Here is a 24618-nt window from a genome sequence, read left to right as displayed (position 1 = left end):
AACAGTGACCGCCGCACTGCCGGTTACGGGGCCGCAACCGGAGGTCCGGCATGCTGCAGGCCCAACGCCTCCAGCACGGTACCCAGCCGTAGAAGTGAATATAGCGCCGCCCCGTCACGGGGCACCATGCAGATATCCGCTGGATTGGCTCAAGATTGACTCCGTGTGATTTCCGCTGCGTTTCAACGTTTCCCCTGGAGTACCTTTTGATTACTCCTGCTGCTCCCACCTGTGAGAAGATCTGAATCCGGTTCCGGCCATCTGTGCGGCTGCACATGACGTCCCTTCCCGCGCCACGCTTAGGGTTGGAAAAACCCTGTGACCCACCACACTGGATGCAGCGTTGAACGGCACCGGCCAGCCCCCTGACACCGGCGTCCGGCTTCCATCCATTCCGCAATGACCCAAAGGACGGCGCACCATGCCCGCTGACCAGCAGTTAGCCAAGTCGCTCAAGCCGCGGCACCTTTCCATGATCGCGATCGCCGGCGTCATCGGCGCAGGCCTCTTCGTTGGTTCCGGTGCCGCCATCCAGCAGGCCGGCCCCGGAATCCTGGTTGCCTACATGGCGGCCGGCATCGTGGTGGTCCTGGTGATGCGCATGCTCGGTGAAATGGCTGCGGCCAACCCCGAGACCGGTTCCTTTTCCACCTATGCGGACAAGGCGCTCGGCCGCTGGGCGGGGTTCAGCATCGGCTGGCTCTACGCCTGGTTCTGGATCATCGTGCTCGGCATCGAAGCCACCGCCGGTGCCGCCATCATGCACCGCTGGGTGCCCGGTATCGACCAGTGGGTCTGGGCGCTGATCCTGATGGTCCTGCTGACGCTGACCAACCTTGGCTCCGTGAAGTCCTACGGCGAGTTCGAGTTCTGGTTCGCCTCGATCAAGGTCGCCGCGATCGTGCTGTTCCTGCTCTTCGGTGCCGCGGCAATCCTTGGGCTGGTCCCGGGTGTCCCCGCCCCCGGCCTGAGCAACCTCGTGGATAACGGCGGGTTCATGCCCAACGGCGCAGGTGCTGTCCTGGCCGGCATCCTGGTTGTGGTCTTCTCCTTCTTCGGCGCCGAGATTGCCACCATCGCTGCCGGCGAATCCGAGAACCCGGTGGATGCGGTCAAGAAGGCCGTGAAGTCCACAGTGTGGCGCATCCTGGTCTTCTACATCGCTCGATCGCCATCGTGGTCACCCTGCTGCCCTGGAACGACGCCAGCGTGGCCAAGAGCCCCTACGTTGCCGTGATCGAACTCTTCGGCATTCCCGGCGCCGGCACCATCATGGACGTTGTGGTCCTGACGTCAGTGCTGTCCTGCCTGAACTCCGGCCTTTATACCGCCAGCCGCATGCTCTTCTCGCTGTCCAAGCGCGGTGACGCCCCCGCGTCCTGGACGAAGATCTCGCGCCGTGGCGTGCCCGCCTCCGCCGTGCTGGCCTCCACTGTGGTTGGGTTCGTGACGGTGGGCCTGAACTACATCGCCCCGGACACCGTCTTCCTGTTCCTGGTCAACACCTCCGGTGCCATTGCCCTGTTCGTGTGGCTGGTGATCGCATCCTCCCAGCTGATCCTCCGCAAGCGGATGGGCGCTGCCGGCAAGGACCTGGCGCTGAAGATGTGGCTGTTCCCGTACCTGACCTGGCTGGCCATCGCCAGCATCGTGGCCCTGGTGGTGGGCATGGTCATCCTGGAATCCACCCGCGAGTCCCTGCTGTTGTCCGTGGCACTGGCAGCCGTTGTAGTGGCCGTGGGCGTGTGGCGCTACCGCAGGTCCGGCCCGGCCTCCGCCCAGGCCGGGGACGGCGACGAAGCCCGCGAAGTCCCTGCCACGGCAGGCCCGGCGTCGTAATTCCCGCCCCGACTGTCCAACGGACCGCCCGCCCGGAAGCCGCCTCGGCTCCCGGGCGGGCGGTTTTCCACATAGGGGCATCCGTCCTGCGCCGGGTGGCGCACGGGGGCTAGGCTCGAAGTCAAGCGCGAATCGCCTATCCGTTCCAAATGCACTAAGATAGTGAAGTCTGTGCTGCGTCCCGCCCCGTTCCGGTGGCTGGCCACGGCACTGCATCGCAAATGAACCTCCTGTTACGGAAATGCCGTAACCGCTTAGCCCAAAGGAGGTGGGTTCACATATGCGTCCTTACGAATTGATGGTAATCATCGACCCCGAGGTCGAAGAGCGTACCGTTGAGCCGTCGCTTCAGAAGTTCCTGAACGTCATCACCAACGATGGTGGAACCATCGAAAAGGTTGACATCTGGGGCCGTCGCCGTCTGGCTTACGACATCAAGAAGAAGTCCGAAGGTATCTACGCCGTGGTGAACTTCACCGCCAAGCCGGAAACCGCCAAGGAACTTGACCGCCAGCTGTCTCTTAACGAGACCATCATGCGCACCAAGATCACCCGCCCCGAAGAGCAGAAGGTTATTGCTGAGTAATTCAGCACCGATCTTCATTCTTTACCCCGCAGGAAACGAACTCTTCACCCAGGATCGAACAAGGAGGCAGTAGATGGCAGGCGAGACCACCATTACGGTCATCGGTAATCTCACCAATGACCCGGAATTGCGGTTCACACCGTCCGGTTCGGCAGTAGCGAACTTCACCATCGCTTCCACCCCGCGCACCTTTGATCGCCAGTCCAACGAGTGGAAGGACGGGGAAACCCTGTTCCTCCGCGCCGCCGTCTGGCGTGAAGCAGCCGAAAACGTGGCCGAGTCCCTTACCAAGGGCATGCGCGTCATCGTTACCGGCCGTCTGAAGAGCCGTTCCTACGAAACCAAAGAAGGCGAAAAGCGCACCGTTATCGAGCTCGAGGTCGACGAAATCGGCCCCAGCCTGCGCTACGCCAATGCCAAGGTCAACCGCACCCAGCGCTCCGGCGGTCAGGGCGGCGGCTTTGGTGGCGGCAACAGCGGCGGTGGCTTCGGAGGCGGCAACTCTGGCGGAAGCCAGGGCGGCAACTCCGGTGGAGGCTGGGGCGGCGGCAACCAGCAGGCTGCGCAGGATGACCCCTGGGCCACGCCCGGCGTCTCCAACGCGGGCGGCTGGGGCAACGGCCCCGATTCCGAACCTCCCTTCTAACAACCAATAAAGGCCCGACGCCGGGACCGCAGAAAGTGCCTTCGGCACCTGTGCGGATGCCGCCGCCGGACCACCACCATCCCGTGGATCAACATCCACGGGCTCCCTAGAATAGGAGCTCCACGATGGCTAAGGCTGAACTCCGTAAGCCCAAACCAAAGTCCAACCCCTTGAAGGCCGCTGACATCACTGTCATCGACTACAAGGACGTAGCATTGCTGCGCAAGTTCATCTCCGACCGCGGAAAGATCCGCGCCCGTCGCGTCACCGGCGTCACGGTCCAGGAACAGCGCAAGATCGCACAGGCAATCAAGAACGCCCGCGAAGTTGCTCTGCTGCCTTACTCCGGCGCTGGCCGCGGCTAAGGAAGGGATTAACTAACATGGCAAAGCTCATTCTGACCCACGAAGTAACCGGTCTCGGTGCTGCTGGCGACGTTGTCGAGGTCAAGGACGGTTACGCACGTAACTACCTGCTGCCCCGCAACTTCGCCCTGACCTGGTCGAAGGGTGGCGAGAAGCAGGTTGAGTCCATCAAGGCTGCCCGCGCCGCCCGCGAGCACGCTTCCCTGGAAGACGCTCAGAAGCAGGCCGCTGCACTGCAGTCCAAGCCGGTTCAGCTCGTCGTCAAGGCCGGCGAAACCGGACGCCTGTTCGGCACGGTCAAGCAGGCCGACGTCGCCAACGCTGTTGAGGCCGCAGGCCTGGGCAGCATCGACAAGCGCAAGGTTGAACTGCCCGTCCACATCAAGTCGGTCGGTTCCTACCAGGCCAACGTCCGTCTGCACGACGACGTTGCTGCTGTGATCGAACTCGACGTAGTAGCAGGCAAGTAGTCCCTGACTGCACCTGGAAAGACCCCCGTTGCCGGATTCCGGCAGCGGGGGTCTTTCAATTGGGTTTCAGGGGCTGTGCAGTTCTGCCATGACGTGCCGGTACCCGCTGCGGACCAGCCGGGTGAGAACGTCCCTGCCCACGTCGTCCAGCCTGTTGATATACAGGCAGGCAGCGCCCACCTTGTGCTTGCCCAATGTCTCCAGCAGTGCCTTGGCTTCCGGGCCGTACGTCAGGCCGTACAGCGCGAGGCTGGCTTTGCGGGGCGAGAAACCGACGGCGGCGGAGTCACCCTCCCGGCCGCTGCCGTACCGGTAGTGGTACCTGCCGAAGCCCACGATGCTGGGTCCCCACATCACGGCTCCTGCCCGGTGGCCTCCCGCATGAGGGCCAGCAACTCGTAGCCATCATTCCGCCGGCCGGGATGCTCCACTGACGCAAGGAACTCCTCCACCGGGACGCCGGTGGGCATCGTCTTGTTCTCTGCCATGGACGTAGTCTCGCAGACGCGCCTGTGTCCTGCCAGCACTGCTGCTAGCATGCAGCGGTGACTATCGAACCCATCCGGCCGCGCCCGTTCCACCAGGTTGACGTCTTTTCGGAACGGGCGTACCGGGGCAACCCGCTTGCCGTTGTCCTTGATGCCGAAGGCCTCACCGGAGGCCAGATGCAGCACTTCGCCAACTGGACCAATTTGTCCGAAACCACGTTCCTGCTGCCCCCCACCGATCCCCGCGCCGACTACCGGGTCCGGATCTTCACCGGCAGCGAGGAGTTTCCGTTTGCCGGGCATCCCACGCTGGGCTCGGCCCACGCCTGGCTGGAGGCCGGTGGAGTTCCAAAGACGCCCGGCAGCGTGGTGCAGGAGTGCGGGGCGGGTCTGGTCCACATAAAGCACGACGGCGGCCGGCTGGCCTTCGCTGCTCCGCCGCTGACACGCTTCGGGCCGGTGGATGGACCCACCAGGGGGCAGTTGGCGGCGGCACTCCGCCTGGCGCCGGAGGACATCCTTGACGCTTCCTGGCTGGTAAACGGGCCGGAATGGATCGGCGTGCTGCTTGCCTCTGCAGGGCAGGTGCTTGCGCTGGAGCCCGATCTGGCGCTCATGGGGGATTTGAAAGTGGGTGTTGTGGCCCCGCACGGGCCGGGTGCGGATGCCGACTTTGAGGTGCGCACCTTCATTCCCGGGGATGCCATGGTGGAGGATCCCGTTACCGGCAGCTTCAATGCGGGTGCAGCGCAATGGTTGATGGCAAGCGGCAGGGCCCCGCAGGAATACGTGGCCGCACAGGGGACAGTCCTCGGCCGTGCCGGACGCATCCACGTCAAAGCCGGGGGCGGCGAAACGTGGATCGGCGGGCACTCCAGCACCTGCATCCGCGGCGAGGTACTCCTGTAGCTTCGGGCGCACCTGGCAACGGGAATACCCACGGGAGGCCGGCCGTTCACCATGTAGATGCAAATGCATGTATGGTGAATGAACGATCAACAGGAGATATGCCATGGAAACCCGCCGCATCACAGTTCTTTCCGCTGGACTCGGTGTCCCGTCGTCGAGCCGCCTGCTGGCTGACCAGCTGGCGGCGTCCGCGGAGCGGCAGCTCTCGTCCGCCGGTTACGACGTGACGGTGGACGTCGTGGAGCTCCGCGACCTCGCGGTGGACATTGCCAACAACTTCGTGACCGGTTACGCCGCTCCCCGGCTGGCGGAAGTCATTGCCGGCGTGGAGGCGTCCGACGGGCTGATCGCCGTAACCCCCGTATTCAGCGCGTCCTACAGCGGCCTGTTCAAGTCATTCATCGACGTTCTGGACCCCAAGTCGCTGGACGGCAAGGCAGTGCTGCTGGGTGCCACGGGCGGTACGGACCGCCACCAAATGGTCCTGGACCACGCCATGCGTCCCCTGTTCAGCTACCTGCGCACGCGGATCACCGCCACAGGCGTCTTTGCCGGGCCGCAGGACTGGGGAACGGTGGACGACGGCGGTTCCTCGCTCGCGGGCCGGATTGACCGCGCTGCCGGCGAGTTCGCCGGGCTGCTGACCGGCACCCAGCCCGGCCGCAAGCCTGCCCCGATGCAGTCGCTCCCCTTCGAGCAGCTGCTGGCTGGCATCTCCGGGAACCGCTGACGCGGACCGGAGCGAACTTTCGGGGACAGCCGGTCGTTGTGCGGGATATGAAATGCCCTGTGGATGCCGTGGACCTGTTGATGACCGAGCGCAGCGGGGTGGAAATTGACTACTGTCCGCAGTGCCGCGGGGTCTGGCTGGACCGAGGCGAGCTGGACAAGATCCTGGACCGGGCCGCGGAGCTGATGCCAGGCACGGCGCCTGCCCGGCCTGCACCCTCCGCGTCAGGTCCTACGCCGCCCCCGCTCTATCCCAACTTCCAGCCGGGGCGTGAGCAACCGCGCTACGATGACCGGAAGTACGGCAAGCAGGGCTATGACCGGGATTACGACCGCCGGCACAAGAAGAAGGAAGGCTGGCTGGGGGAGCTGTTCGATTTCTAGGCCGGGGCCTTAATCGTCCAGCAGCTCGATGAATTCCCGGGCCTGCTTCATGGAGATGTCCGAGTGGCGGGTCAATGCCATCGCGGCCGCCTCCCTGTCACCATTCCGTGCCAGGGTGCGGATCCTGCCGTAGATCTCGTCGTTAAGCATGTTGCTGCTGACCTCGCGGGTGACGTCGCCCTTGCTCGCAATGGCGCGGTAGCGGTAGGGGAACCGCTGCGGCTCGTCGTCGTCCTCGTCGGGCTCCGGGCCGGCTGCTTCCGTGCTCCGGTAGGGCTGCGGGTGGGCGGCCAGTGCACCCACCGCATCCCGGGAGGCGCGCAAACCGTCGCCGGTGGCCTCGTAGTAAAGCTTGATGGCTGCCATGGCCTGCCCCTGCGCGATCAGGGCATAGAGCCGGCGGTGCTCGTCCTCCGAGAGCTTGGCTGCCGCTGCTCGGGCCAGCTCGGCTGAGGTCGCCGCGGGCTGCGGAGTCGCGGCCGGATGTGCTGCCTTGCGCTTACCCAAGGCGCGCATGGCAAGCATCACTCCTGCCACGACGGCCAGGAGGATGAGGACCGGGACCACAAGCGATTCCATTGTTCTTAGCCTTCTATATGTTTCCTGGCCGGTGCCAGATCTGTTTGCCTGCGTCCTGCTGCTGGATATGCTGCTGCGCGTTTTGGCTGGGGCGCGTCTTCGCCTCCAGCCGGGCGCGGGCGGCGGTTGCCGCTTCAACCTGGGCTGCGTAATGCCGGGCTGAGCGTTCGGCAAGGTCGCGCTGGTATTTTTCCGCGTCGGAGATGCCGGAGTCCCGCGGGCTCAGAGCCGTGAAGAGACCCCAGATGAGCGCCACCAGGACAATTGCCGGCAGAAGCACCAGCAGCAGTTCGCCCATACTTAGAGCTTATGCCAGATCCACGTTATCCACAGCAATATTCACGCGTGCGCATACAGCGTGGCTGGCATTCGTCGCAGTCGCTGCAGGGGGAATATGAGAAGTCCCACTCCCTGCCCATGGCATGGGTCACTTGAGCCGTTTAGCCACCCCCTGGCCCAGCGGAAGGGAAAGACCCTGTGGATGAAATTCCACAGAAGAAATATTTACTCCACAGTCTTAATGTGCTGTTTCCGCAGGTCAGAGCCCGATAGCAGGCAAAAGTTTTTTTCTTTCCACAGGCTTTCACACAGGCTGTGCACAAGCTATGCCGCTTAGTGCACAGGTTATCCACAGCCGCCCAGGCCTTCCGGCTTTGCGGCCGGGGCTCGGGGGGCTAGCGTAGCGGAGTACCTGTTGTGAGGGCAGGAAATGGCTCCGGCAGCCGGGTGTTCACACTCCACGCCGCGGCCCATGACTGTCCTCAGGAGAGGCCTCTGTGGAAAACCTGTGGACAGTGGGGATAACTCCCGGATCATGTGCTTTCGGGGTGGCGGCAGCATTGTCGGACCCCGCCGGTAGAACTGGACAGGTGGCTGGGCACGGACTTTTCCGGGTGAGCCTCAGACAGGACAGTAACCACCGGGCAATCCATGTCCCGGTACAAATGGAGGACGGCAGCTTTGTCAATCGCGCAACTGGACCCGGTGGAAACTACCCGCGGATCAGACTCAAGCCGAAAGCCTCCCCAGGACATCGCCGCCGAGCAGTCGGTTCTTGGCGGCATGATGCTGTCCAAGGATGCCATTGCCGACGTGGTTGAGATCCTCCGGGGCCAGGACTTCTACCGTCCGGCCCACGAAACCATCTACGAAGCCATCATTGACCTCTACGGCCGGGGTGAGCCCGCGGACGCAGTGACCGTCTCGGACGAGCTGACAAAACGTGGCGAGATCAACAGGATCGGCGGCCCGGCCTACCTCCATGAACTGATCCAGACCGTTCCCACGGCGGCCAATGCCGGGTACTACGCCGAGATCGTGGCCGAACGCGCCGTCCTGCGGCGCCTCGTGAATGCCGGCACCAAGATCGTCCAGCTGGGCTATGGCTCCGACGGCGAGGTGGAGGAGCTGGTCAACCAGGCGCAGGCCGAGGTCTACGCGGTGGCCGAGCGCCGGACCGCCGAGGACTATGTGGTGCTCAAGGACGTCATGGAGTCCACCGTGGACGAGATTGAGGCGTCCGGCCACCGCGGTGAGGGCATGACCGGTGTCCCCACGGGCTTCTACGAGCTTGACGAACTCACCCACGGCCTCCACCCGGGCCAGATGATCGTGATCGCTGCCCGCCCCGCCGTCGGTAAGTCCACCTTCGCCCTGGACTTCGCCCGTTCCGCGGCGATCAAGAACAATCTGGCAACCGTCATGTTCTCTCTCGAAATGGGCCGCAACGAGATCGCCATGCGTCTCCTCTCGGCCGAAGCCACCATCGGCCTGCAGGACCTCCGCAAGGGAACCATCAAGGACGAGCAATGGTCCAAGATCGCCACCACGATGGGCCGGATGAACGACGCTCCGCTCTTCATCGACGACAGCCCCAACATGTCCCTGATGGAAATCCGGGCAAAGTGCCGGCGCCTCAAGCAGCAGCACAATCTCAAGCTCGTCATCCTGGACTACCTGCAGCTCATGAGCTCCGGCAAGAAAGTGGAGTCCCGCCAGCAGGAAGTGTCCGAATTCTCCCGTGCGCTCAAGCTGCTCGCCAAGGAACTCGAAGTGCCCGTCATTGCCCTGTCCCAGCTCAACCGTGGGTCTGAACAGCGGCAGGACAAGCGCCCCATGGTTTCGGATCTTCGAGAGTCAGGGTCCATTGAGCAGGACGCCGACATGGTGATCCTGCTCCACCGTGAGGACGTCTACGACAAGGAATCACCGCGCGCCGGCGAAGCGGACATCCTGGTGGCCAAGCACCGTAACGGCCCCACGAAGGACATTGTGGTCGCCTTCCAGGGCCACTACTCGCGGTTCGCGAACATGGCGGCCGACGCCGGCGGCGGCGGCTTCTAGCTGCGGCGTCAGGCCGGAGCAGCCTGCCCGGCGTCCTGTCCGGCCGCGCGGCGTGCCCCGGCCTGTCCAAGCAGGTGGTTCGGCAGCCGGTTTCCAGGGGCGGTGCCCCGGATCTCCAGCAGCTCGCGCGCATGCGCGTGCAGCCTCTTGTCCTCATCGCTGACTGGCACCCAGGCGGGGACCGGCACGGAGTTGCCCTCGGCGTCGCGGGCGACCATGACGGTGAGGCAGTAGGTGGTGAGGTTCAGCTCACCGCCCTTGGGGTCGCCGGACCGGACGTGGACGGCAATGTGCATGCCCTTGGTCCCGGTGTAGACCAACCGGGCCTCCACCTCCACCACATGCCCGATCAGCAGCGGCCGGTAGAAGCGGACGCCGCCGGAGAACACCGCAACTGTGTCCCTGCCGCAGTAGCGGGACGCGCAGACGTAGGCGGCCTCGTCGATCCACTTCATCACAATGCCGCCGTGGACTTTGCCGCCCCAGTTCACGTCGGTGGGGGCCGCCATGAACCGCAGGGTCACCCGCTCGGCCGTACCCGCATCGGTATATTCCTGCCGGTTCATAGCTTCCACGATCTGTTCCCGGACCTTGATCCGGGCCAGGGCGTGGTCCCGCTGCTCGATCTCGTCAGGCGTGGCGGGCTCGAACTGCTGAACGGGGATGGGTTTGCCGTCCTCGCCCACCGCCACGAAGATGACCATGCACTGGCTGCGCATGGTGGCGGGCCCGCCCTTGGGATCGCCGGAGGAAACCACCGTGCGGATGTGCATGGAGGACCGGCCGGTGTAGACGATGGTGGCTTCCACCTCCACCATGTCGCCGCTGTTGACGGGGTCCGCGAAATGGATGTTTCCGACGTAGGCGGTGACGCAGTAGGACTTGGCCCAGCCCACCGCCGCTGCATAGGCGGCCTTGTCCACCCACTCCAGGACTGTCCCCGCGTCCACGGAGCCGCTGTGGCCCACATCCGTGGGGGCGGCCAGGAAGCGCAGGGTCACGGAGTTCGAAGTGCCGGTCGCAGTCATGGTGCGATCATACTGACGCCCCGGGTTACCGGCGGGTTGGGGTGAAACACAACGCTGCCCCGCCCGCCGGAAAGGCGGGCGGGGCAGCATTGCGGGAATCCCCTAGCCGGCCCGGGTGTACACGATATCCGGCTGGGCGGGAAGTTCCATTCCAACACCCATGAAGAAGCCCGGGTGCGGCGGCTGGTTGTAGGAGACGTTCTCCCGCGCCACCGACAGGCGGTACACCGGATCGTGCATCAGGGTCCGGAGCCGGACGTCCGTGCCCGCCGTGGTGGTGTAGATCCGCAGCTCGGTGCTGTCAGCAGAAGGCCAGGCAATTTCCTCCCGCCAGTCACCCAGCAGATCGGCCTGGATGGCAGGCGTTCCCTTGGTGCTGTTGTTCGACTTTGCGCCGGTTGCGGTCAGCAGCCGTTCGCTTGCTGCGGCCTGCCAGTTCCACTTGGCGATGCTGGGCGTGCCGGTGCTTGTGGTGGCGTCCCAGTCGTGGTCGACGATTTCGCGGAGCAGGTCCCCGTCCCACCAGGCCAGGAAGTTGGCGGCCGGAATCTTCTCGGCGATCAGCTCCCCCTTGGCGGAGCGGAGCTGGCCGACGGGGGAGTTCCAGGCGGCGTCCCCGCCGATGGCCCAGCCCTCGGCGCCGGGGTGCCGGGGATCGATGTCGCCCATCGCCGCCCGGCCGGTGTCCTTCACGGCAGGGATGCTCCACAGGACCGCACCGGTCTTCGAGTCGCGGAAGGTGGCGCCCCGGTTGCCGCTGGATCCCATGTCCTCGTGGGCTGCAAAGGTCTCCAGCCCCGGGCGGGACGGGTCGAAATCGCTGGTGTGGATGGCGTCGCCGTGGCCCAGGCCGGTGGTGTAGAGCGGCTTGCCGTTGTCGTCGATCGTCATGGAACCGAAGACGAACTCGTCCTTGCCGTCCGCGTCCACGTCGGCGACGGACATGTTGTGGTTGCCCTGCCCGCGGTACTGCGTGCCGCTGGCGTCAGAGTCGAAGATCCAGCGTTTGGTGATCTTGCCGCCCACAAGGTCGTACGCCGCCAGGACTGCACGGGTGTAGTAGCCGCGGCTGAACATCATGGACGGGCGCTCCCCGTCCAGGTAGGCCACGGCACCCAGGAACCGGTCCACGCGGTTGCCGTAGGTATCTCCCCATGCCCCCACATCCCCGCGGGGCGGGTCATAGGCCACGGTGTCCATCACGGTGCCGGTGGCACCATGGAAGACGGTGAGGAATTCCGGGCCGGTGAGCACGTAGCCGCTGCTGTTGCGGTAGTCGGCGCCGGCGTTGCCGATGACCGTTCCGGCGCCGTCACGGGTTCCGTCCGCGGTCTTCATGGCCACCTCGGCCTTGCCGTCGCCGTCGAAGTCGTATGCCAGGAGCTGGGTGTAGTGCGCGCCGGCACGGATGTTCGGTCCCATGTTGATCCGCCAGAGCCTGGTGCCATCCATCCGGTAGGCATCCACGTAGACGGTGCCGGTGTAGCCCGCCTGCGAGTTGTCCTTGGAATTGGACGGGGACCACATCTGGATGATTTCGTACGTGCCGTCCCCGTCCAGGTCCGCGACGCTCGCGTCACCGGCGGAGTAGGTGTAGGGCTGCCCGTCCTTGGTGTAGTCGTCAGCCGGCTTGTCCAGCTTCACCGCCAGGTAGTCCTGCGCCAGCGGCGTGAACTCCGCGGTCAGCTGGTCGGCACCGGCACCAACGGCCTTGATGGCGTAGCGGGAAGCAGCCGTCCCCGCCAGGTCAAGGAAGGTGGTGCTGTTGCGGATGGGCTCCCCGGTGAGCTGTACGCCGTCGCGGATCACATGGAACCCGATCTGCTCCGGGTCCAGGCCCAGCATGCGCCAGCCTAGTCGTACACCGCCCTCGGTCAGGAGCGCCACGGGAGCACGGTCAATCTGCTCCATCTGCCGGTTGACCACCGTGACCTTCTCCGTGCCGATCACGGGGGAGGGGGCGGACTCACCGCCCTTGTTGACGGTGATCACGCGGTAGTAGTACTTGATGGTGGTCAGCACGGTGTAGTCGGTGAAGTTCACTTCCGTGGCGCGGCCGACGTACTCGAACGGACCGTCCAGGGAAGTGGAGCGGTAGACCTGGTAGGCGGCGGCGTCGGCCACCTTCTGCCATTTGAGGGTCACACTGGTCTTCTCCACTGCCTTGATGTCAACCTTGCCGGTGGCTGCGGGGACCGGGGTCGCGGGGTCAACCAGCGCGGTCTCCGCGGTGTTGGAGCGGACCGACTCGAGGCCGGTGCTGTCCAGCGCCGTCACGAAGTACTTGTACGTGAGCCCCGGGAAAGCGGTGGTGTCCTGGAAGGCCGGAGCCGTCACGTGATCGGCCACCAGCTGCGGGTCGGCCTCAAAAGAGGCCTGGCGGAAAACCTTGTAGCTCGCGGCGTCGTCCACCGGATCCCAGGCCAGATCCACGGTGGCGGGGTCGCCTGCGGCGTTCACGGCGGTGGTGCGCAGGTTGGTGGGCCCCACCAGCAGCGGGGTGACCTCCAGGCCGTTGAGCCGCTGGCCCGATCCGCTGATGGCCAGGTTCAGCTGTCCGTCGGAGACCAGGACCTGGTTGATGATCTTGGTGGCAGAGGATTCTTTTCCGGAGGACACCTGGCCGAACGGGATGCCTTCGGCAGCAACGTCCGTCCGGGTGGAGCCGATCCAGTCGCTGTGGTACGTCTTCAGTGCGTAGGTGCCGTTGGGGACGTCCAGCCGGAATTCGAAGCTGCTGCCGCTCAGGACGAAGTCCCGGAGGAGGTTGCTGGTCACGGCGCCGCGGTCGCGGTCGCTGAGGACGGAGGTGTCCTTGAAGCCGAACGTCCGCTCCGGCGTGTACGCCATGGTCCGGTTCACCTCGGTGTAGCCGGCTTCCACCGGCGCCCCCACCGGACCGAAGTCGAACTTGTACTTCGCCTTCTTGGTGGTCAGGGCCAGGGCGTCGCTGGGCTCGGACAGGCCCTTGCCGTTCATGGCGGCCACCCGCACGCTGTAGGCCGTGCCTTCGGCAAGACCGGCCAGGTTGGCGGTGGGAACAGTGGCGGTAGTGGCGAGTTTGTAGGCGGTATCCGGCTCGTCCGCCAGCTTGCGGTACACCTTGTAGATGTCGGCACCTTCCACCGGCTGCCACTTGAGCAGTGCCCCGGCATTGGAGATGCTGCCCGCCACCAGGCCCTGCGGCTTGGCGGGAACGGACGACGGCGGCGCCACCTCGCGGACGCGCGTGGCCAGGGGCAGGTTCAGGCCCTTCACCCCGCCTGCGACCAGGCGGGCGATCTGGATGGCGCCGTACTCCTGGAAGTGGGTGTTGTCCACGGTGCCGGTGGGCCGGTTGGGGTAGACGCCGGCATCGACGTGGAGGAAGACCGACTTGGTGTCCTCGGGGCCGATCTGGTCGTAGTACGCACGGCTGGAAGCGGAGAGGTCCACCAGTGGCACGCTTTCCTCTGCGGCAAGCTCCTGCATCTTGGCGACGTATTCGGGGAAGCTGACGCGGAACTTGCCTGTGGCCTCGTCGTAGTCACGGCGGCCCACCGGCGTCACCAGGATGGGGGTCGCACCGCGCTGGCGGGCACCGTGGACGTAAGTGCGGAGGTACTCCTTGTAGTCGGCGGGCGACGCGTACCGGTCATCCACGCCGATAGTGGCGTCATTGTGGCCGAACTGGACCATCAGGTAGTCGCCGGGATTGATGACGCGGAGGATTTCGTCCAGGCGCCCCTGGCTGATGAAGTTCTTGGAGCTCCGTCCGCCGATGGCGTGGTTGCGGAAGGTCACGGCGCCGTCAAAGTAGCGGTCGATCATCTGGCCCCAGCCTGCCTGCGGGACGTAGCCGGGATCGTAGGTCTGGACCGTGGAGTCGCCCGCAAGGTAGACGCCGGGATCGGTGGTGGCGGTGCGGGGGGCCCGCGCAGCGATGACCAGCGAGTTGATCTTGGCGGCCGTGCCGCTGAAGTCGAGGTTCAGCTGGCCGTCCACCAGCGAAATGGGGAACTCCATTTCCAGGTACTGGCCGGCAGGCTTGTCCGTGAGCTGGACCTTGGCCATCTTCTCGGCCGTGATGGCGATGTTGGTTGCTTCCGTGGCATCGCCCGCTATCAGCTTGACGGTGTAATCGCCGTTCGGAAGGTCCACGAGGAAGGTGCTGCCCTGGGCCTGGACAAAGTCCGAACGCAGGGCGTCGCCGGTGCCGCGGTCCGCCCCGGAGGTGGCTGAGGTGTCCGTGAAGCCGAACTTTCCTGCTGCGGAGTACTGCGTGCCTGCATCCACGTGCGTGTAGCCGGCGGCCGTAGCACCGGGACCAAAGTCGAACTTGAATCCGCTTCCCGCAGGCGGCAGGGCAGTGTCCGCCTGGACGGCGGGAAGGCCGGTGAAGGCTATCGCCGCCGAGGCGATGGCTGCAGTGGCAGCCCTGGCACCGGAAGCGGCCAGCCGTCGTCGGCGCGGCGGGTCTTCCAGGGTGGGAGGGATGGGTTGCGGGGGTTGGTTCACGGACATCTCCTTCGATGAGCGGTGGCAACGCAGCCCGGTCGGTTGTAACGATTCAAAAGCAGCGCGTCCGCTGAAGGGTGCTTGCTGCAATCGAAGGTGGATCCCGAAAGGGAACCGGTGAAGAGGCTGAGACCTGGGTGCGGGTGATGCAGCTCGCACGCTGCACTCACCATGGTTTATCAGCTTGCCGGGGGGAAGGGCAAGCGTTTTCCCGATCTTTCCCGCGCGATAGTGATATTTGCTGTTCGAATTTGTTGGTAAATGGCATCAGATCCGTTTGGTTAAATGCCCGACGGCGGCCGGGCCCAGAGTGCGCGGCCGCCGTCGGGCGCTGGCTTTCCGAGTTTCTGTTACGCGAGGACAGCCAGCTTGGAATTGCCGCGGCCGAAGAGGGCCCGGTCCACCGAAAGGCGGCCGGCTCCGGTGAGCGCCAGTGCGAAGGCGGCCGCTGCCAGCAGCAGCACCAGTTCGAAGCCGCCGTTCGCGGCAAAGACACCCGCGGACGCGTGCACCAGGAAGAGTGCGCCCAGCATGTCGAGGGCCAGGAGGGCGGCAACCACCCGGGTGAGGATGCCCAGAATCAGGGCAATGCCACCGGCGAGTTCGAGCACGGCCACTGCCGGGGCTGCGATCTCTGCTGCGGGCACGCCCATCTTGGCGAAGGAGGCCTGGGTGCCGGCGATAGTCCATTCGGAAAACTTCTGCCAGCCATGGGCTGCGAAGAGAAAGCCGAGGACGATGCGCAGGGTGGTGAGGGCAGTAGTGGTAAGTCGGGGCTGGTTCATGCTTTCCAGTCTTCAGGAGGAATAGTTGAAGAGTCAACTATGTGGCGCGAAGTGTGGGCTTTGTCATGCAGGTGCGTCCGAAGACGCGGCAATGAGTCTCCCGGTTAAGCTGGCACGGTGCCCCAACTTTCAGCCCCCCTTCCCGCGGCAACCCGCCGGAGCAACGGCAGGGAAATCCTCCGCCTCGCCGTCCCCGCCTTCGGCGCTCTGGTGGCCGAACCGCTGTTCCTGCTCGCTGACTCCGCCATCGTGGGGCACCTGGGGGTGGAGCAGCTGGCCGGCGTGGGGCTGGCATCGGCTGTGCTGCACACCGCCGTCGGGCTCATGGTGTTCCTGGCCTACTCAACAACCCCGGCGGTGGCCCGTGCCATCGGCGAGGGGCAGCTGGGCAAGGCCCTGGCGGCCGGGCGCGACGGCGTGTGGCTGGCATTGCTGCTGGGTGTGGTCCTTGCGGTGGCCGGCTTCGTGGCGGCTGAGCCGCTGATCGGGTTGATGGGCGCGGAAGGGGAGGTCCGCACCTTCGCGGTGAACTACCTTCGCTGGTCCATGCCGGGACTGGTGGCCATGCTCCTGGTCTTCGCGGGCACCGGCGTCCTCCGCGGCCTGCAGGATACGCGGACGCCGCTGGTGGTTGCCACCGCAGGCTTCGGGATCAACATTGTCCTGAACCTGTGGCTGGTCTACGGCCTGGGCTGGTCGGTCACCGGTTCAGCGGTTGGGACCAGCGTCGCGCAGTGGGCCATGGCCTGCGTCTATGTGGTGATGGTCCGGCGCAACGCCGTCCGGCACGGGGTCAGCCTCCTCCCCAGCTGGCGCGGGATCCGGAGCATGACCAAAGTGGGGTCGTGGCTCATGCTGCGGACCTTGAGCCTGCGCGCAGCCATCCTGGTGACGGTGCTGGTGGTGACCGCGCAGGGCGCCGTGAACCTTGCAGCGCACCAGCTGGCGATGACAATCTTTTCGTTCCTGGCTTTTGCCCTGGATGCGCTGGCTATTGCCGCCCAGGCGTTGATCGGCAAGGAGCTGGGGGCCTGCAATGCCGCCAAGGCGCGCGAGCTCACGCGGACGATGATCCGCTGGGGCATCGGCTTCGGCGTGCTGACCGGCCTGCTGCTGGCCGCGGTGGCACCCTGGGTGGGGGCACTCTTCACGTCCGACCGGGAAGTGCAGTCCGTCCTGGCTGTTGCCCTGTGGATTGTTGCCGCCGGCCAGCCTGTCGCCGGGTATGTCTTCGTCCTGGACGGGGTGCTGATTGGTGCCGGGGATGCCAGGTACCTGGCGCTGGCGGGACTGGTGAACCTCGCCGTCTATCTGCCCCTGCTGGCCGCCGTCGCCTGGTCCGGCGCTGCCGGTGGAGCAGGCCTGGGCTGGCTCTGGGCCGCTTTCGCGGTGGGCTACATGGCTGCCCGGGCAGTGACTTTGGGCCTCCGGGCCCGGTCGGACCGGTGGATGGTCCTGGGCTCGGCCTGACTGTTGCGACCGGCCCTCGATACGCGGCGAAGCGCTCCCCACTAAACTGGTCCGGTGACGCAACCACTTACCCCCGCAGGCGCCGCTCCCGAAGCCGCTCCCCAGTCCGACCTCTGGAAGCCGGTCCTGCTCCGCTCGGCGGCTGCGCTGGTGTTCGGTGCCGTGACTATCTTCTGGCCCTCGCCTCTATCGAAGTCATGGGCTGGGCCGGCGGGCTGTACCTGCTGGGCACCGGCATCGTAACCCTCTGGGGTGCGCCGGCCACGGGTTTCCCGCGGGAGTCCGCATCCGGCAAACTCCTCTCCGCAGCCGGCTCGGTGCTGACCGGTGCCGGTTTCGCGCTGGTGCTGCTGCACGGCGACCTGCTGTTCGCCGTTGTGGCGGCCCTTGGCCTGGGCGCCGCCGGGGCCCTTGAGCTGTGGTGCGGCCTCCGCCAGCGCCGCCGGCACGTCCTGGCCCGGGACTGGGTCGCGTCCGGCATCATTGGCCTCGGAACCGCCGCCGTCCTGCCCTTCTTCATCAGCCTCGGCGCCCACGCCCTGCTGGGAGTGGCCGGCGGTGGAGCCATTATTTCCGGCGTGTTGTGGGTGCTCTCCGGCCTGACGCTAAGGCACGATGCCCGGACCGGTGCCCGCAAGCCGTAAACTAGGAGGGCGCGGTTCTACTCCTCGTAGAAAATTGGGCCGGGCGCACCAGCACATCACCTAAACCAGGACGGCCGGCATGCCGCCTGCAGGGAGGACTTACAGTGGCAGACCAGCATCCAGGAAAACCGCGCAGGCTGCGGACCTCGGTGAAGGGGCCGCTGATGTTCTCCGCGTTCTGGGCCGTCGTCACCTTCATGGCGGTACTCATCTTCGCCTCGGGCGGCAGCGCCAAGACGCCCCGCTTCGACCTCGCGCTCACCGGCGCCGGCATCGCTTCATCGTCACCCTGGTCATCGCGGCCATGCTGTCCATGAGCTACAAGGAAAACGCCGAGCACCTGGGCAAGGGCTCCGGCATCAACCTCAGCTCAGCCAAGAAGCCCTCCCATGGCTTCGGGCCGGGCGCCGCCAACCCGCCCGCCTCCGACGCCGGCCCTGAAGGACCAGCGGAGCGCTGACCCGCCTGCGGGCCGACTTTCCACCCGGTCAGCCCGCTGCCGCCTGCCGCGCCCGGTAGGCGGCCACATGTGCACGGTTGGCGCAGTTCCCGGTATCGCAGTAGCGCTTGGACCTGTTCCGGGTGAGGTCAAGGACAACAGCGTCGCAGTCCTCCGCCTCGCACGTTCGCAGCCGGTCCATCTCCTTGCCGCGGATCACGTCCGCCAGGGCCATGGCCGCTTCGGTGCTCATCCGGTCGGCCAGCGGCGCTTCGGGCACCGACGCATGAAGGTGCCAGTCCCAGCCATCGTGCTTGACCAGCTGGGGCAGGGCCTTTGCCTCGCGCAGCAGCCGGTTCACGATTTCCACGGCCGTGTCCTCATCCGCGGTCCAGAGCAGGGTGAGCTCGCGCCGCAGTGCGCGGACGCTGTCCAGTTCCGCGGCATCCCTGGTCCTTGAGCCGGTAAATCCCTCGGCTTCCAGGAAGGCATCAAGGTCCGCCTGGGCAGCCAGCCCTTCCCGTCCGTTCGCCGCCGAATTAATCAGGCCCACCACGGAGCGCAGCGCCACCTCGGTGTCAGGGGCAAAAACCATCTTGACTCCTTACAGTGCAGACGGGTACTGTCATGACCAATACCCCACTTTACTCCTGACAGGAGGCGACGGTGCCTGCCGCCAACAACCAACCCCGCAGCCGCGTGGCCCCGGCGGCCGGCCGGGGATTCCTGGCCTCCGGACTTGGCGTCGCGCTGTTTTCCTCCGCCGTCTTTGGAACCTCCGGCTCGTTCGCTAAAGCCCTGCTGGAAACCGGCTGGTCTACGGGAGCGGCCGTGACGCTCCGGCTGACCGGCGCCGCCCTGATCCTTGCCATCCCCGCCGTCCTTGCCCTGCGTGGACGCTGGCACCAGCTGCGGGACAACTGGCTGACCATCCTCCTGTTTGGCCTGATCGGGGTGGCGGCCTGCCAGCTGTTCTACTTCAATGCGGTGGCCCGGCTGTCCGTGGGAGTCGCCCTGCTCCTGGAGTATCTGGCGCCCGTCCTGATCGTCCTCTGGCTCTGGGCTGCCAGCCGGAAGCGTCCGCGCGCGCTGACGCTCGGCGGAACCCTGCTCTCCCTGGCCGGCCTGGTGCTGGTCCTGGACCTCACCGGCGCGTGAAGGTGGATCCCGTGGGCGTCCTCTGGGGGATTGCCGCAGCGGTCTGCCTGGCCATGTACTTCTTCATCACCGCCAAGGAGAACGACACCCTGCCGCCCATCGTGCTGGCCTCGGGCGGCCTGATGGTGGGTGCAGCGGTAATGTGGCTGGCCGGCGCAACCGGCCTGCTGCCCATGGCGTTCAGCACGGCAGACACGAAGCTCGGGGGATGGGTTGCCCCCTGGTGGGTCTCCCTCGCCGGCCTCGTGGTCCTGGCGACAGTGCTCGCCTACGTCTCAGGCATCATGGCTGCCCGTGCCCTCGGCTCCAAGGTGGCGTCCTTCGTCTCGCTCACCGAGGTGCTCTTCGCCGTGGTCTGGGCCTGGCTCCTGCTGGGCGAACTGCCCGGTGCCATCCAGCTGCTGGGCGGTGTGCTGATCGTCGGCGGCGTCATCCTGGTGCGGCTCGATGAACTGCGCGCCCCGGCCGCGGAAACAGAGGCGGGGCCTGGCGGGGAAGCCGAACCGAAGGCGCCGTCCCCGCTGGAGCACGCGAACGACGTCGAACCCGTCCCCTAGGCCGGGCAGCAGCAGCCGGCAGCCGCGAGGCTTAAAGGGCAGGGCCCGGACGCCGTATGGTGTCCGGGCCCTGCTGCAAGCCTTCGCGACCGGAAGGTTAGCGGGAGGCCTGGCTCTGCTCTTCAGCGTTCCGCTTGGCCTGGCTGCCGGCGTCCTTGAGCGCCTCGGCAACCTTGGTCAGCATGGCGGTGTGGGTTCCGGACCACTCGTTGCGGAACTTGTCCGCGTCCGGGCCCTCCCAGTTGGTGCTGCTCAGAACCTTGGTGAGAGTGGACTTCTGCGTCTCGATCTCGGACGCACCTGCCTGAAGCTTGCTGCCGAGCTGGCGAAGCTGCTCAACGTCTGCACCCCAAATAGCCATCAGTTTCTCCTCTTGGTTAGTGGATCCGAATACGGTCGGCATCCCCAGCGGCCTCCCGGCTCATCCGGAAGATCCATTGCCTAAAACCTATCCCGGCCGCTCAAACAGTGTCGATGGGCACCCCTGCCCATGCCGGACTCCCCATGGACGGATGCCTGCCAACCCGCACGGAAGGGGTCGATCCCAGGCGCTCCAGAGCCTAGCATGGCCTTATGTGCCGGAATATCCGAACCCTCCACAACTTCGAGCCGCACGCCACCTCCGAGGAAGTGCATGCCGCCGCGCTGCAGTACGTGCGCAAGATCAGCGGCAGCACCAAGCCCTCCAAGGCCAACCAGGAGGCCTTCGACGAGGCGGTCCACGAGATCGCCCACATCACCCAGCACCTCCTCGATTCGCTGGTGACGCAGGCCCCGCCCAAGGACCGGGACGCCGAGGCTGCCAAGGCGAAGGCCCGCGCCGCCGTCCGGTACGGCGCCGCCTAAACGGTCCGGTTTCCCGGCGGCGGGGCTACCTGCCGAAGCTGCGCAGCCGCAGTGAGTTGGCCACCACCAGGACCGAGCTCGCAGCCATCGCGGCACCGGCGATCATGGGGTTGAGCAGCCCCAGCGCGGCCACGGGAATGCCCACCGCGTTGTAGAAAAAGGCCCAGAACAGGTTCGTTTTGATCGTCGCCAGGGTTTTCCTGGAGAGCTCGATGGCCTGGGCCACTTGGGTGAGGTCGTTGCCCATGACGGTCAGGTCCGCGGCCTCGATGGCCACGTCGGTGCCGGAACCCATGGCAATCCCCAGGTCCGCCTGCGCCAGGGCCGCAGCGTCGTTGACGCCGTCGCCGGCCATGGCCACCGTTGCCCCGCCGGCCTGCAGCCGGCGGACGGCCTCAACCTTTCCTTCCGGCAGGACACCCGCATACACGTCCGCCGCATCAATGCCGACGGCGGCAGCCACCTGGGCGGCTACGGCGGCATTGTCGCCGGTCAGCAGGATGGGACGCAGCCCCAGGTGCTTCAGCCGGGCAACAGCCGCGGCGGATCCTTCCTTGACGGTGTCCCGCAGGCTGATCACGCCGGCCGGGGTGCCGTCCACGGCAACCCAGATTGCGGTGGCGCCTCCGGCCTCCGCCGCTGCCAGCACCTCCTGCTGTCCGCCCGTAAAGGGAATGCCGTTGTCCTCAAGCCACCCGGTGCGGCCGGCCACCACCAGCCGGCCCTCGACGGTGCCCAGGACTCCGCCGCCGGGTGCTGAACGGAAGGCCTGGACGGCGGGCAGGGCGCCGTCGTCGTGCATGGCCTGCTTTGCCGCTGCCGCGATGGCGTGCGCCACGGGGTGCTCGGACGCAGACTCCACCGCTCCGGCCAGCCTGAGCACTTCGTCCTCCGTGAAGCTGCTGAAGGCAGCGGTGGCATCAACGGCCAGGACGCCGGTGGTCACCGTCCCGGTCTTGTCGAGCAGGATGGTGTCCACGGTGCGGGTATCCTCGAGGACCTGCGGGCCCTTGATGAGGATGCCCAGTTGCGCTCCGCGGCCGGTACCGGTCAGCAGGCCAACCGGCGTGGCCAGGCCCAATGCGCAGGGGCAGGCAATGACCAGGACCGCGACGGCGGCCGTGAAGGCCGAGCGCAGCTCGCCGCCGGTCACGTCCGGGCCGGAGAACAGGAGCCACAGCGCGAAAGTGGCCGCCGCAATGGCCAGGACCACCGGCACGAAGACAGCGCTGATACGGTCCGCCAGCCGGGCGATGGGCGCCTTGCCCGTCTGTGCCTGCGATACCAGCCGGGCCATCTGCGCCAGGGTGGTTTCCGAGCCCACCCTGGTTGCCTTGACCAGCAGCCTTCCGGAGGTGTTGATGGTGGCGCCGGTGACCGCTGAGCCGGGTGCCACTTCCACGGGGACGGACTCGCCGGTGACCAGGGAGGCGTCCACCGCTGAGTTGCCGTCCACCACGACGCCGTCGGTGGCGATCTTCTCACCCGGCCGGACCACCAGGACGTTGCCCACCTGAAGCCGGTCCGCGGGGACGCGCTGCTCCACGCCGTCATGCAGGATGGTGGCGTCCTTGGCCCCGAGGTTGAGGAGGGCCTGCAGGGCGTCGCCGGCCTTTTTCTTGGCGTTCGCCTCCAGGTACCTGCCCAGGAGCAGGAAGGTGGTGACCACCGCCGCCACCTCGAAGTACAGGCCGCCGGTTTCCATTCCCTCCATGCCGGGGTGCTCGGTCATGCGGGGGTCGGCGGCAAGCTGCCAGGCGGAGAACAGGTAGGCCGCGGCCACGCCGAGGGATACCAGGGTGTCCATGGTGGACGCGAAGTGCCGCGCGTTGATGGCTGCGGCCCGGTGGAACGGCCAGGCGGCCCAGGTCACCACCGGCAGTGCCAGTGCGGCAGCAACCCAGCCCCAGTTGGCGAACTGGAACGCCGGGACCATGGAAACCAGGAACACGGGCAGCGTCAGGACGGCGGCCACCAGCAGGCGGGGCAGGAGCTGCGCCGCTGTGCCGCCGTGGGCGAGATGGTCACCTTCGACGGCGGCGCCCCCGGGTGCTGCGGCTTCCCCGGTGTCCCCGCTTGTGATCTGGGCATCGGTGACCTCACTGGTACCTTGGCTCGGACGGTGCGGCTGGCGGACTCTTGCCGTGTAGCCCGCCGCTTCAACCGTGGCTGTGAGTTGTTCGTCGGTGATCCCGGCCGGAACCCTGACGTAGGCCGATTCGAGCGGGAGGTTGACGGTTGCCTCCACGCCTTCGAGCTTGCCGAGCTTCTTCTCCACGCGGTTGACGCAGGAGGCGCAGGTCATGCCCTCGATATCGAGCTCCACTACGCGGGTGTCCGGCGGGCGGAGCAGGTCCTGGTGGCTCATGTCTTGTCCCCGTTGGCCCTTCTAGGCTTCGTTGGCAACGACCAGGTACCCGGCCTCTGCCACTGCTTCGCCGATTTCCGAGGGTGACAGTTTTTGGGTGGACGTGATGGTCACGGTGGAGATCCCGCCTGCGTTGAGTTCAACGTCCACGGCTTCCACCCCCGCAAGGGCTTCGAGTTCTTCGCTGACCGCGGAAACGCAGTGGCCGCAGGTCATGCCGGAAACGCTGACGGTTGTGATGGTGGGGGAGGTGGTGCTCATGGCTGGCTCCTGATCGTCTGGCCGGCGGTGGCCGGCGATGGGTGCAGTTGGGGGTTTAGCGAAGCAGTCTGCCGATGGCCTCGGCCGCTTCCTTGACCTTTGCATCAATGGCTTCGGCGCGCGCTTCCGGGTCGGGTTCGGCGGCGGCCCCGACCACGCAGTGGCCGATGTGCTCCTCCACCAGCCCCAGGCTGACGGCATGCAGGGCTTTGGTGACGGCGGACACCTGGGTGAGGATGTCGATGCAGTATTTGTCCTCATCCACCATCCGCGCAATGCCGCGAACCTGCCCCTCGATGCGCTTCAGCCGGCGGAGGTATGCCTCCTTGTTTCCTGTGTAGCCGTGTTCCGGCAAGTGCTCCACTGCGGACGCGGCGGTTGCTTCTTGGATGGAGTTCATGAACCCACCGTATACCCCTTAGGGGTATCGGGCAAGTACCCCCAGGGGGTATGTGCAAACTTTCGGGAAGAAGGGCACAAAAAAGCTCCGGAGTGCGTTATTGGGGGATACGCACTCCGGAGCAGCTCTTGGGCAAAAACCGGTGTCCACCTGCGTGGACCGGCCTGCTTGAATCAGCTTACTGGCTGGTATTAGCGTCCGCCAGCACCGCGAATAACTACTTTCACTTTATTTTCAGCGTGCCATTTCCGAGCCCTGCCGGCAGCCCCGGGAGGGGTTACGGTCTGTCCTCGTGAGCCGGCATCCGGTACGGAACCACCAGGACGGGCTTGCTCTGGTGGTGGGTCAGCCAGGCTCCCACCGAACCATTCAGTGCCTCCGAAAGCCGGTGCGAGAATCCACGTTCGGACGTGCCCACAATGATCATCGGCACGTTGGCTTCGGCGGCCAGCTGGCCCAGCGCACGGGCGGGATCGCCAGCGAGGGTGCGGAGCGTCCAGTCCACCGTGCCGCTGCCGGGCGGCACCTGGTCCACGGCTGACTGGATGTCTGACTTGAGTTCCGCTGTCAGGGTCCGGATGTCCTCGTCGTCGGCGTCCGGATGAAGCGACAGGCGGTGGGCCGAGCGGGCAGGGTCCCACTCCACCAGGTAGCTGGCCTCATCCACAAACGCGCACACCAGGGGCGTGCCCAGCCGGGCGGCCAGGGTGGCCGCGGTCTGCAGGACTTCCGGATGCTGTTTGGGCATGATCCCCACCAGCAGGGGGGCAGTTCCACTGAACCGTTCCGATGTCATAGCTCATTGTGCGCCCGGGCAACTGCCTTGA

Annotated in this window: 21 protein-coding genes and 5 pseudogenes; 14 read left to right on the top strand and 12 right to left on the bottom strand. The window is 66.1% G+C overall.

All coding sequences use genetic code 11. The annotated features are described in order from the left end of the window. Positions 1–421: 421 nt before the first annotated feature. The 5 genes and pseudogenes from G205_RS05390 to rplI form a co-directional block, all read left to right on the top strand. A pseudogene (locus tag G205_RS05390) lies at positions 422–1729 on the top strand (amino acid permease); the annotation flags it as partial. A gap of 390 nt (positions 1730–2119) precedes the next feature. Further along, on the top strand, positions 2120–2425 hold the full coding sequence (rpsF, locus tag G205_RS05385; protein ID WP_009357085.1) for a 30S ribosomal protein S6: 306 nt from the start codon (positions 2120–2122) through the stop codon (positions 2423–2425). 73 nt (positions 2426–2498) lie between these two features. Next, positions 2499–3071 carry a single-stranded DNA-binding protein gene (locus G205_RS05380; RefSeq protein WP_009357084.1) on the top strand — a complete coding sequence of 191 codons (573 nt, stop codon included), beginning with the start codon at positions 2499–2501 and terminating at the stop codon, positions 3069–3071. Between the two features lie 125 nt (positions 3072–3196). Next, positions 3197–3436 (top strand): 30S ribosomal protein S18, encoded by a 240-nt coding sequence (rpsR, locus tag G205_RS05375; RefSeq protein WP_003800144.1) that lies wholly within the window; start codon positions 3197–3199, stop codon positions 3434–3436. A gap of 17 nt (positions 3437–3453) precedes the next feature. Continuing rightward, entirely contained in the window at positions 3454–3906 is a 453-nt protein-coding gene (rplI, locus tag G205_RS05370; RefSeq protein WP_009357083.1) for a 50S ribosomal protein L9, read from the top strand. Positions 3907–3972: 66 nt separating this feature from the next. Here the strand turns inward: rplI and G205_RS05365 are convergent. Continuing rightward, positions 3973–4394 (bottom strand): annotated as a pseudogene (locus G205_RS05365) (DUF1801 domain-containing protein). A gap of 57 nt (positions 4395–4451) precedes the next feature. Here G205_RS05365 and G205_RS05360 point away from each other — a divergent pair. The 3 genes from G205_RS05360 to G205_RS05350 all read left to right on the top strand — a co-directional run bounded on the left by G205_RS05360 (position 4452) and on the right by G205_RS05350 (position 6416). Then, positions 4452–5303: a PhzF family phenazine biosynthesis protein gene (locus tag G205_RS05360; RefSeq protein ID WP_009357082.1), complete on the top strand. Its 852-nt coding sequence runs from the start codon at positions 4452–4454 to the stop codon at positions 5301–5303. Positions 5304–5406: 103 nt separating this feature from the next. Beyond that, positions 5407–6033, top strand: a complete 627-nt coding sequence (locus tag G205_RS05355; RefSeq protein WP_009357081.1) for an FMN reductase — start codon at positions 5407–5409, stop codon at positions 6031–6033. 47 nt (positions 6034–6080) lie between these two features. After that, the gene (locus tag G205_RS05350; RefSeq protein ID WP_035752142.1) at positions 6081–6416 is read left to right on the top strand and encodes a TFIIB-type zinc ribbon-containing protein; all 336 of its coding nucleotides are present in this window, start codon (positions 6081–6083) and stop codon (positions 6414–6416) included. Between the two features lie 9 nt (positions 6417–6425). Here G205_RS05350 and G205_RS05345 read toward each other — a convergent pair whose 3' ends face one another. Continuing rightward, complete coding sequence (locus G205_RS05345; RefSeq protein WP_009357079.1) at positions 6426–6995, bottom strand: hypothetical protein; 570 nt, start codon at positions 6993–6995, stop codon at positions 6426–6428. Positions 6996–7008: 13 nt separating this feature from the next. Beyond that, entirely contained in the window at positions 7009–7293 is a 285-nt protein-coding gene (locus G205_RS05340) for a hypothetical protein (RefSeq protein WP_009357078.1), read from the bottom strand. A 662-nt stretch (positions 7294–7955) separates the two neighbouring features. Between G205_RS05340 and dnaB the strand changes: the two genes are divergently transcribed. Beyond that, positions 7956–9338, top strand: a complete 1383-nt coding sequence (gene dnaB, locus G205_RS05335; RefSeq protein WP_009357077.1) for a replicative DNA helicase — start codon at positions 7956–7958, stop codon at positions 9336–9338. An 8-nt stretch (positions 9339–9346) separates the two neighbouring features. Here the strand turns inward: dnaB and G205_RS05330 are convergent, their stop codons facing one another. From G205_RS05330 to G205_RS05320, 3 genes are all read right to left on the bottom strand, one after another. Then, on the bottom strand, positions 9347–10366 hold the full coding sequence (locus G205_RS05330) for an acyl-CoA thioesterase (RefSeq protein WP_009357076.1): 1020 nt from the start codon (positions 10364–10366) through the stop codon (positions 9347–9349). Positions 10367–10468: 102 nt separating this feature from the next. Further along, positions 10469–14869, bottom strand: coding sequence for a rhamnogalacturonan lyase family protein (locus G205_RS23705; RefSeq protein ID WP_152419531.1), 4401 nt, complete (start codon positions 14867–14869; stop codon positions 10469–10471). Positions 14870–15213: 344 nt separating this feature from the next. Continuing rightward, on the bottom strand, positions 15214–15648 hold the full coding sequence (locus tag G205_RS05320; RefSeq protein WP_009357074.1) for a DoxX family protein: 435 nt from the start codon (positions 15646–15648) through the stop codon (positions 15214–15216). 117 nt (positions 15649–15765) lie between these two features. Between G205_RS05320 and G205_RS05315 the strand changes: the two genes are divergently transcribed. The 3 genes and pseudogenes from G205_RS05315 (at position 15766) to G205_RS05305 (ending at position 18222) form a co-directional block, all read left to right on the top strand. Then, the gene (locus tag G205_RS05315; protein WP_009357073.1) at positions 15766–17118 is read left to right on the top strand and encodes an MATE family efflux transporter; all 1353 of its coding nucleotides are present in this window, start codon (positions 15766–15768) and stop codon (positions 17116–17118) included. A gap of 54 nt (positions 17119–17172) precedes the next feature. Further along, positions 17173–17762: pseudogene (locus tag G205_RS05310) on the top strand (hypothetical protein). A gap of 104 nt (positions 17763–17866) precedes the next feature. After that, positions 17867–18222 (top strand): annotated as a pseudogene (locus G205_RS05305) (hypothetical protein). 28 nt (positions 18223–18250) lie between these two features. Here the strand turns inward: G205_RS05305 and G205_RS05300 are convergent. Next, complete coding sequence (locus G205_RS05300) at positions 18251–18796, bottom strand: CGNR zinc finger domain-containing protein (RefSeq protein WP_009357071.1); 546 nt, start codon at positions 18794–18796, stop codon at positions 18251–18253. 71 nt (positions 18797–18867) lie between these two features. On the opposite strand from G205_RS05300, the pseudogene G205_RS05295 reads away from it, so the two are divergent. Further along, positions 18868–19916 (top strand): annotated as a pseudogene (locus G205_RS05295) (EamA family transporter). A 97-nt stretch (positions 19917–20013) separates the two neighbouring features. On the opposite strand, the gene G205_RS05290 reads toward G205_RS05295, so the two are convergent. Beyond that, positions 20014–20277, bottom strand: coding sequence for a WXG100 family type VII secretion target (locus G205_RS05290; RefSeq protein WP_009357070.1), 264 nt, complete (start codon positions 20275–20277; stop codon positions 20014–20016). Between the two features lie 212 nt (positions 20278–20489). Here G205_RS05290 and G205_RS05285 point away from each other — a divergent pair, with 212 nt between their 5' ends. Continuing rightward, the gene (locus G205_RS05285; protein ID WP_009357069.1) at positions 20490–20762 is read left to right on the top strand and encodes a DUF2277 domain-containing protein; all 273 of its coding nucleotides are present in this window, start codon (positions 20490–20492) and stop codon (positions 20760–20762) included. A gap of 25 nt (positions 20763–20787) precedes the next feature. Here the strand turns inward: G205_RS05285 and G205_RS05280 are convergent, their stop codons facing one another. The 4 genes from G205_RS05280 to G205_RS05265 all read right to left on the bottom strand — a co-directional run bounded on the left by G205_RS05280 (position 20788) and on the right by G205_RS05265 (position 24587). Then, positions 20788–23130, bottom strand: coding sequence for a heavy metal translocating P-type ATPase (locus tag G205_RS05280; RefSeq protein ID WP_009357068.1), 2343 nt, complete (start codon positions 23128–23130; stop codon positions 20788–20790). A gap of 21 nt (positions 23131–23151) precedes the next feature. Then, a complete protein-coding gene (locus G205_RS05275) occupies positions 23152–23391 on the bottom strand; it encodes a heavy-metal-associated domain-containing protein (protein ID WP_009357067.1) in 240 nt (79 codons plus the stop codon). A gap of 55 nt (positions 23392–23446) precedes the next feature. Continuing rightward, positions 23447–23791 (bottom strand): metal-sensitive transcriptional regulator, encoded by a 345-nt coding sequence (locus G205_RS05270; RefSeq protein WP_009357066.1) that lies wholly within the window; start codon positions 23789–23791, stop codon positions 23447–23449. Between the two features lie 277 nt (positions 23792–24068). After that, positions 24069–24587, bottom strand: coding sequence for a universal stress protein (locus G205_RS05265; protein ID WP_009357065.1), 519 nt, complete (start codon positions 24585–24587; stop codon positions 24069–24071). Positions 24588–24618: the final 31 nt, after the last annotated feature.

This window comes from Arthrobacter nitrophenolicus, assembly GCF_000332815.1.
GTDB classification, from domain to species: Bacteria; Actinomycetota; Actinomycetes; order Actinomycetales; family Micrococcaceae; genus Arthrobacter; species Arthrobacter nitrophenolicus.
Note: the sequence above shows the minus strand (reverse complement) of the source record. Positions and strands in the feature narration are given on the sequence as shown.

What these genes read in the sequence shown, in the direction of transcription:
- rpsF (WP_009357085.1), top strand. Translation starts at nt 2,120, where the DNA reads ATGCGTCCTTACGAATTGATGGTAATCATCGACCCCGAGGTCGAAGAG.
- G205_RS05380 (WP_009357084.1), top strand. Translation starts at nt 2,499, where the DNA reads ATGGCAGGCGAGACCACCATTACGGTCATCGGTAATCTCACCAATGAC.
- rpsR (WP_003800144.1), top strand. Translation starts at nt 3,197, where the DNA reads ATGGCTAAGGCTGAACTCCGTAAGCCCAAACCAAAGTCCAACCCCTTG.
- rplI (WP_009357083.1), top strand. Translation starts at nt 3,454, where the DNA reads ATGGCAAAGCTCATTCTGACCCACGAAGTAACCGGTCTCGGTGCTGCT.
- G205_RS05355 (WP_009357081.1), top strand. Translation starts at nt 5,407, where the DNA reads ATGGAAACCCGCCGCATCACAGTTCTTTCCGCTGGACTCGGTGTCCCG.
- G205_RS05350 (WP_035752142.1), top strand. Translation starts at nt 6,081, where the DNA reads ATGAAATGCCCTGTGGATGCCGTGGACCTGTTGATGACCGAGCGCAGC.
- G205_RS05345 (WP_009357079.1), bottom strand. Translation starts at nt 6,995, where the DNA reads ATGGAATCGCTTGTGGTCCCGGTCCTCATCCTCCTGGCCGTCGTGGCA.
- G205_RS05340 (WP_009357078.1), bottom strand. Translation starts at nt 7,293, where the DNA reads ATGGGCGAACTGCTGCTGGTGCTTCTGCCGGCAATTGTCCTGGTGGCG.
- G205_RS05330 (WP_009357076.1), bottom strand. Translation starts at nt 10,366, where the DNA reads ATGACTGCGACCGGCACTTCGAACTCCGTGACCCTGCGCTTCCTGGCC.
- G205_RS23705 (WP_152419531.1), bottom strand. Translation starts at nt 14,869, where the DNA reads ATGTCCGTGAACCAACCCCCGCAACCCATCCCTCCCACCCTGGAAGAC.
- G205_RS05320 (WP_009357074.1), bottom strand. Translation starts at nt 15,648, where the DNA reads ATGAACCAGCCCCGACTTACCACTACTGCCCTCACCACCCTGCGCATC.
- G205_RS05300 (WP_009357071.1), bottom strand. Translation starts at nt 18,796, where the DNA reads ATGGTTTTTGCCCCTGACACCGAGGTGGCGCTGCGCTCCGTGGTGGGC.
- G205_RS05290 (WP_009357070.1), bottom strand. Translation starts at nt 20,277, where the DNA reads ATGGCTATTTGGGGTGCAGACGTTGAGCAGCTTCGCCAGCTCGGCAGC.
- G205_RS05285 (WP_009357069.1), top strand. Translation starts at nt 20,490, where the DNA reads ATGTGCCGGAATATCCGAACCCTCCACAACTTCGAGCCGCACGCCACC.
- G205_RS05280 (WP_009357068.1), bottom strand. Translation starts at nt 23,130, where the DNA reads ATGAGCCACCAGGACCTGCTCCGCCCGCCGGACACCCGCGTAGTGGAG.
- G205_RS05275 (WP_009357067.1), bottom strand. Translation starts at nt 23,391, where the DNA reads ATGAGCACCACCTCCCCCACCATCACAACCGTCAGCGTTTCCGGCATG.
- G205_RS05270 (WP_009357066.1), bottom strand. Translation starts at nt 23,791, where the DNA reads ATGAACTCCATCCAAGAAGCAACCGCCGCGTCCGCAGTGGAGCACTTG.
- G205_RS05265 (WP_009357065.1), bottom strand. Translation starts at nt 24,587, where the DNA reads ATGACATCGGAACGGTTCAGTGGAACTGCCCCCCTGCTGGTGGGGATC.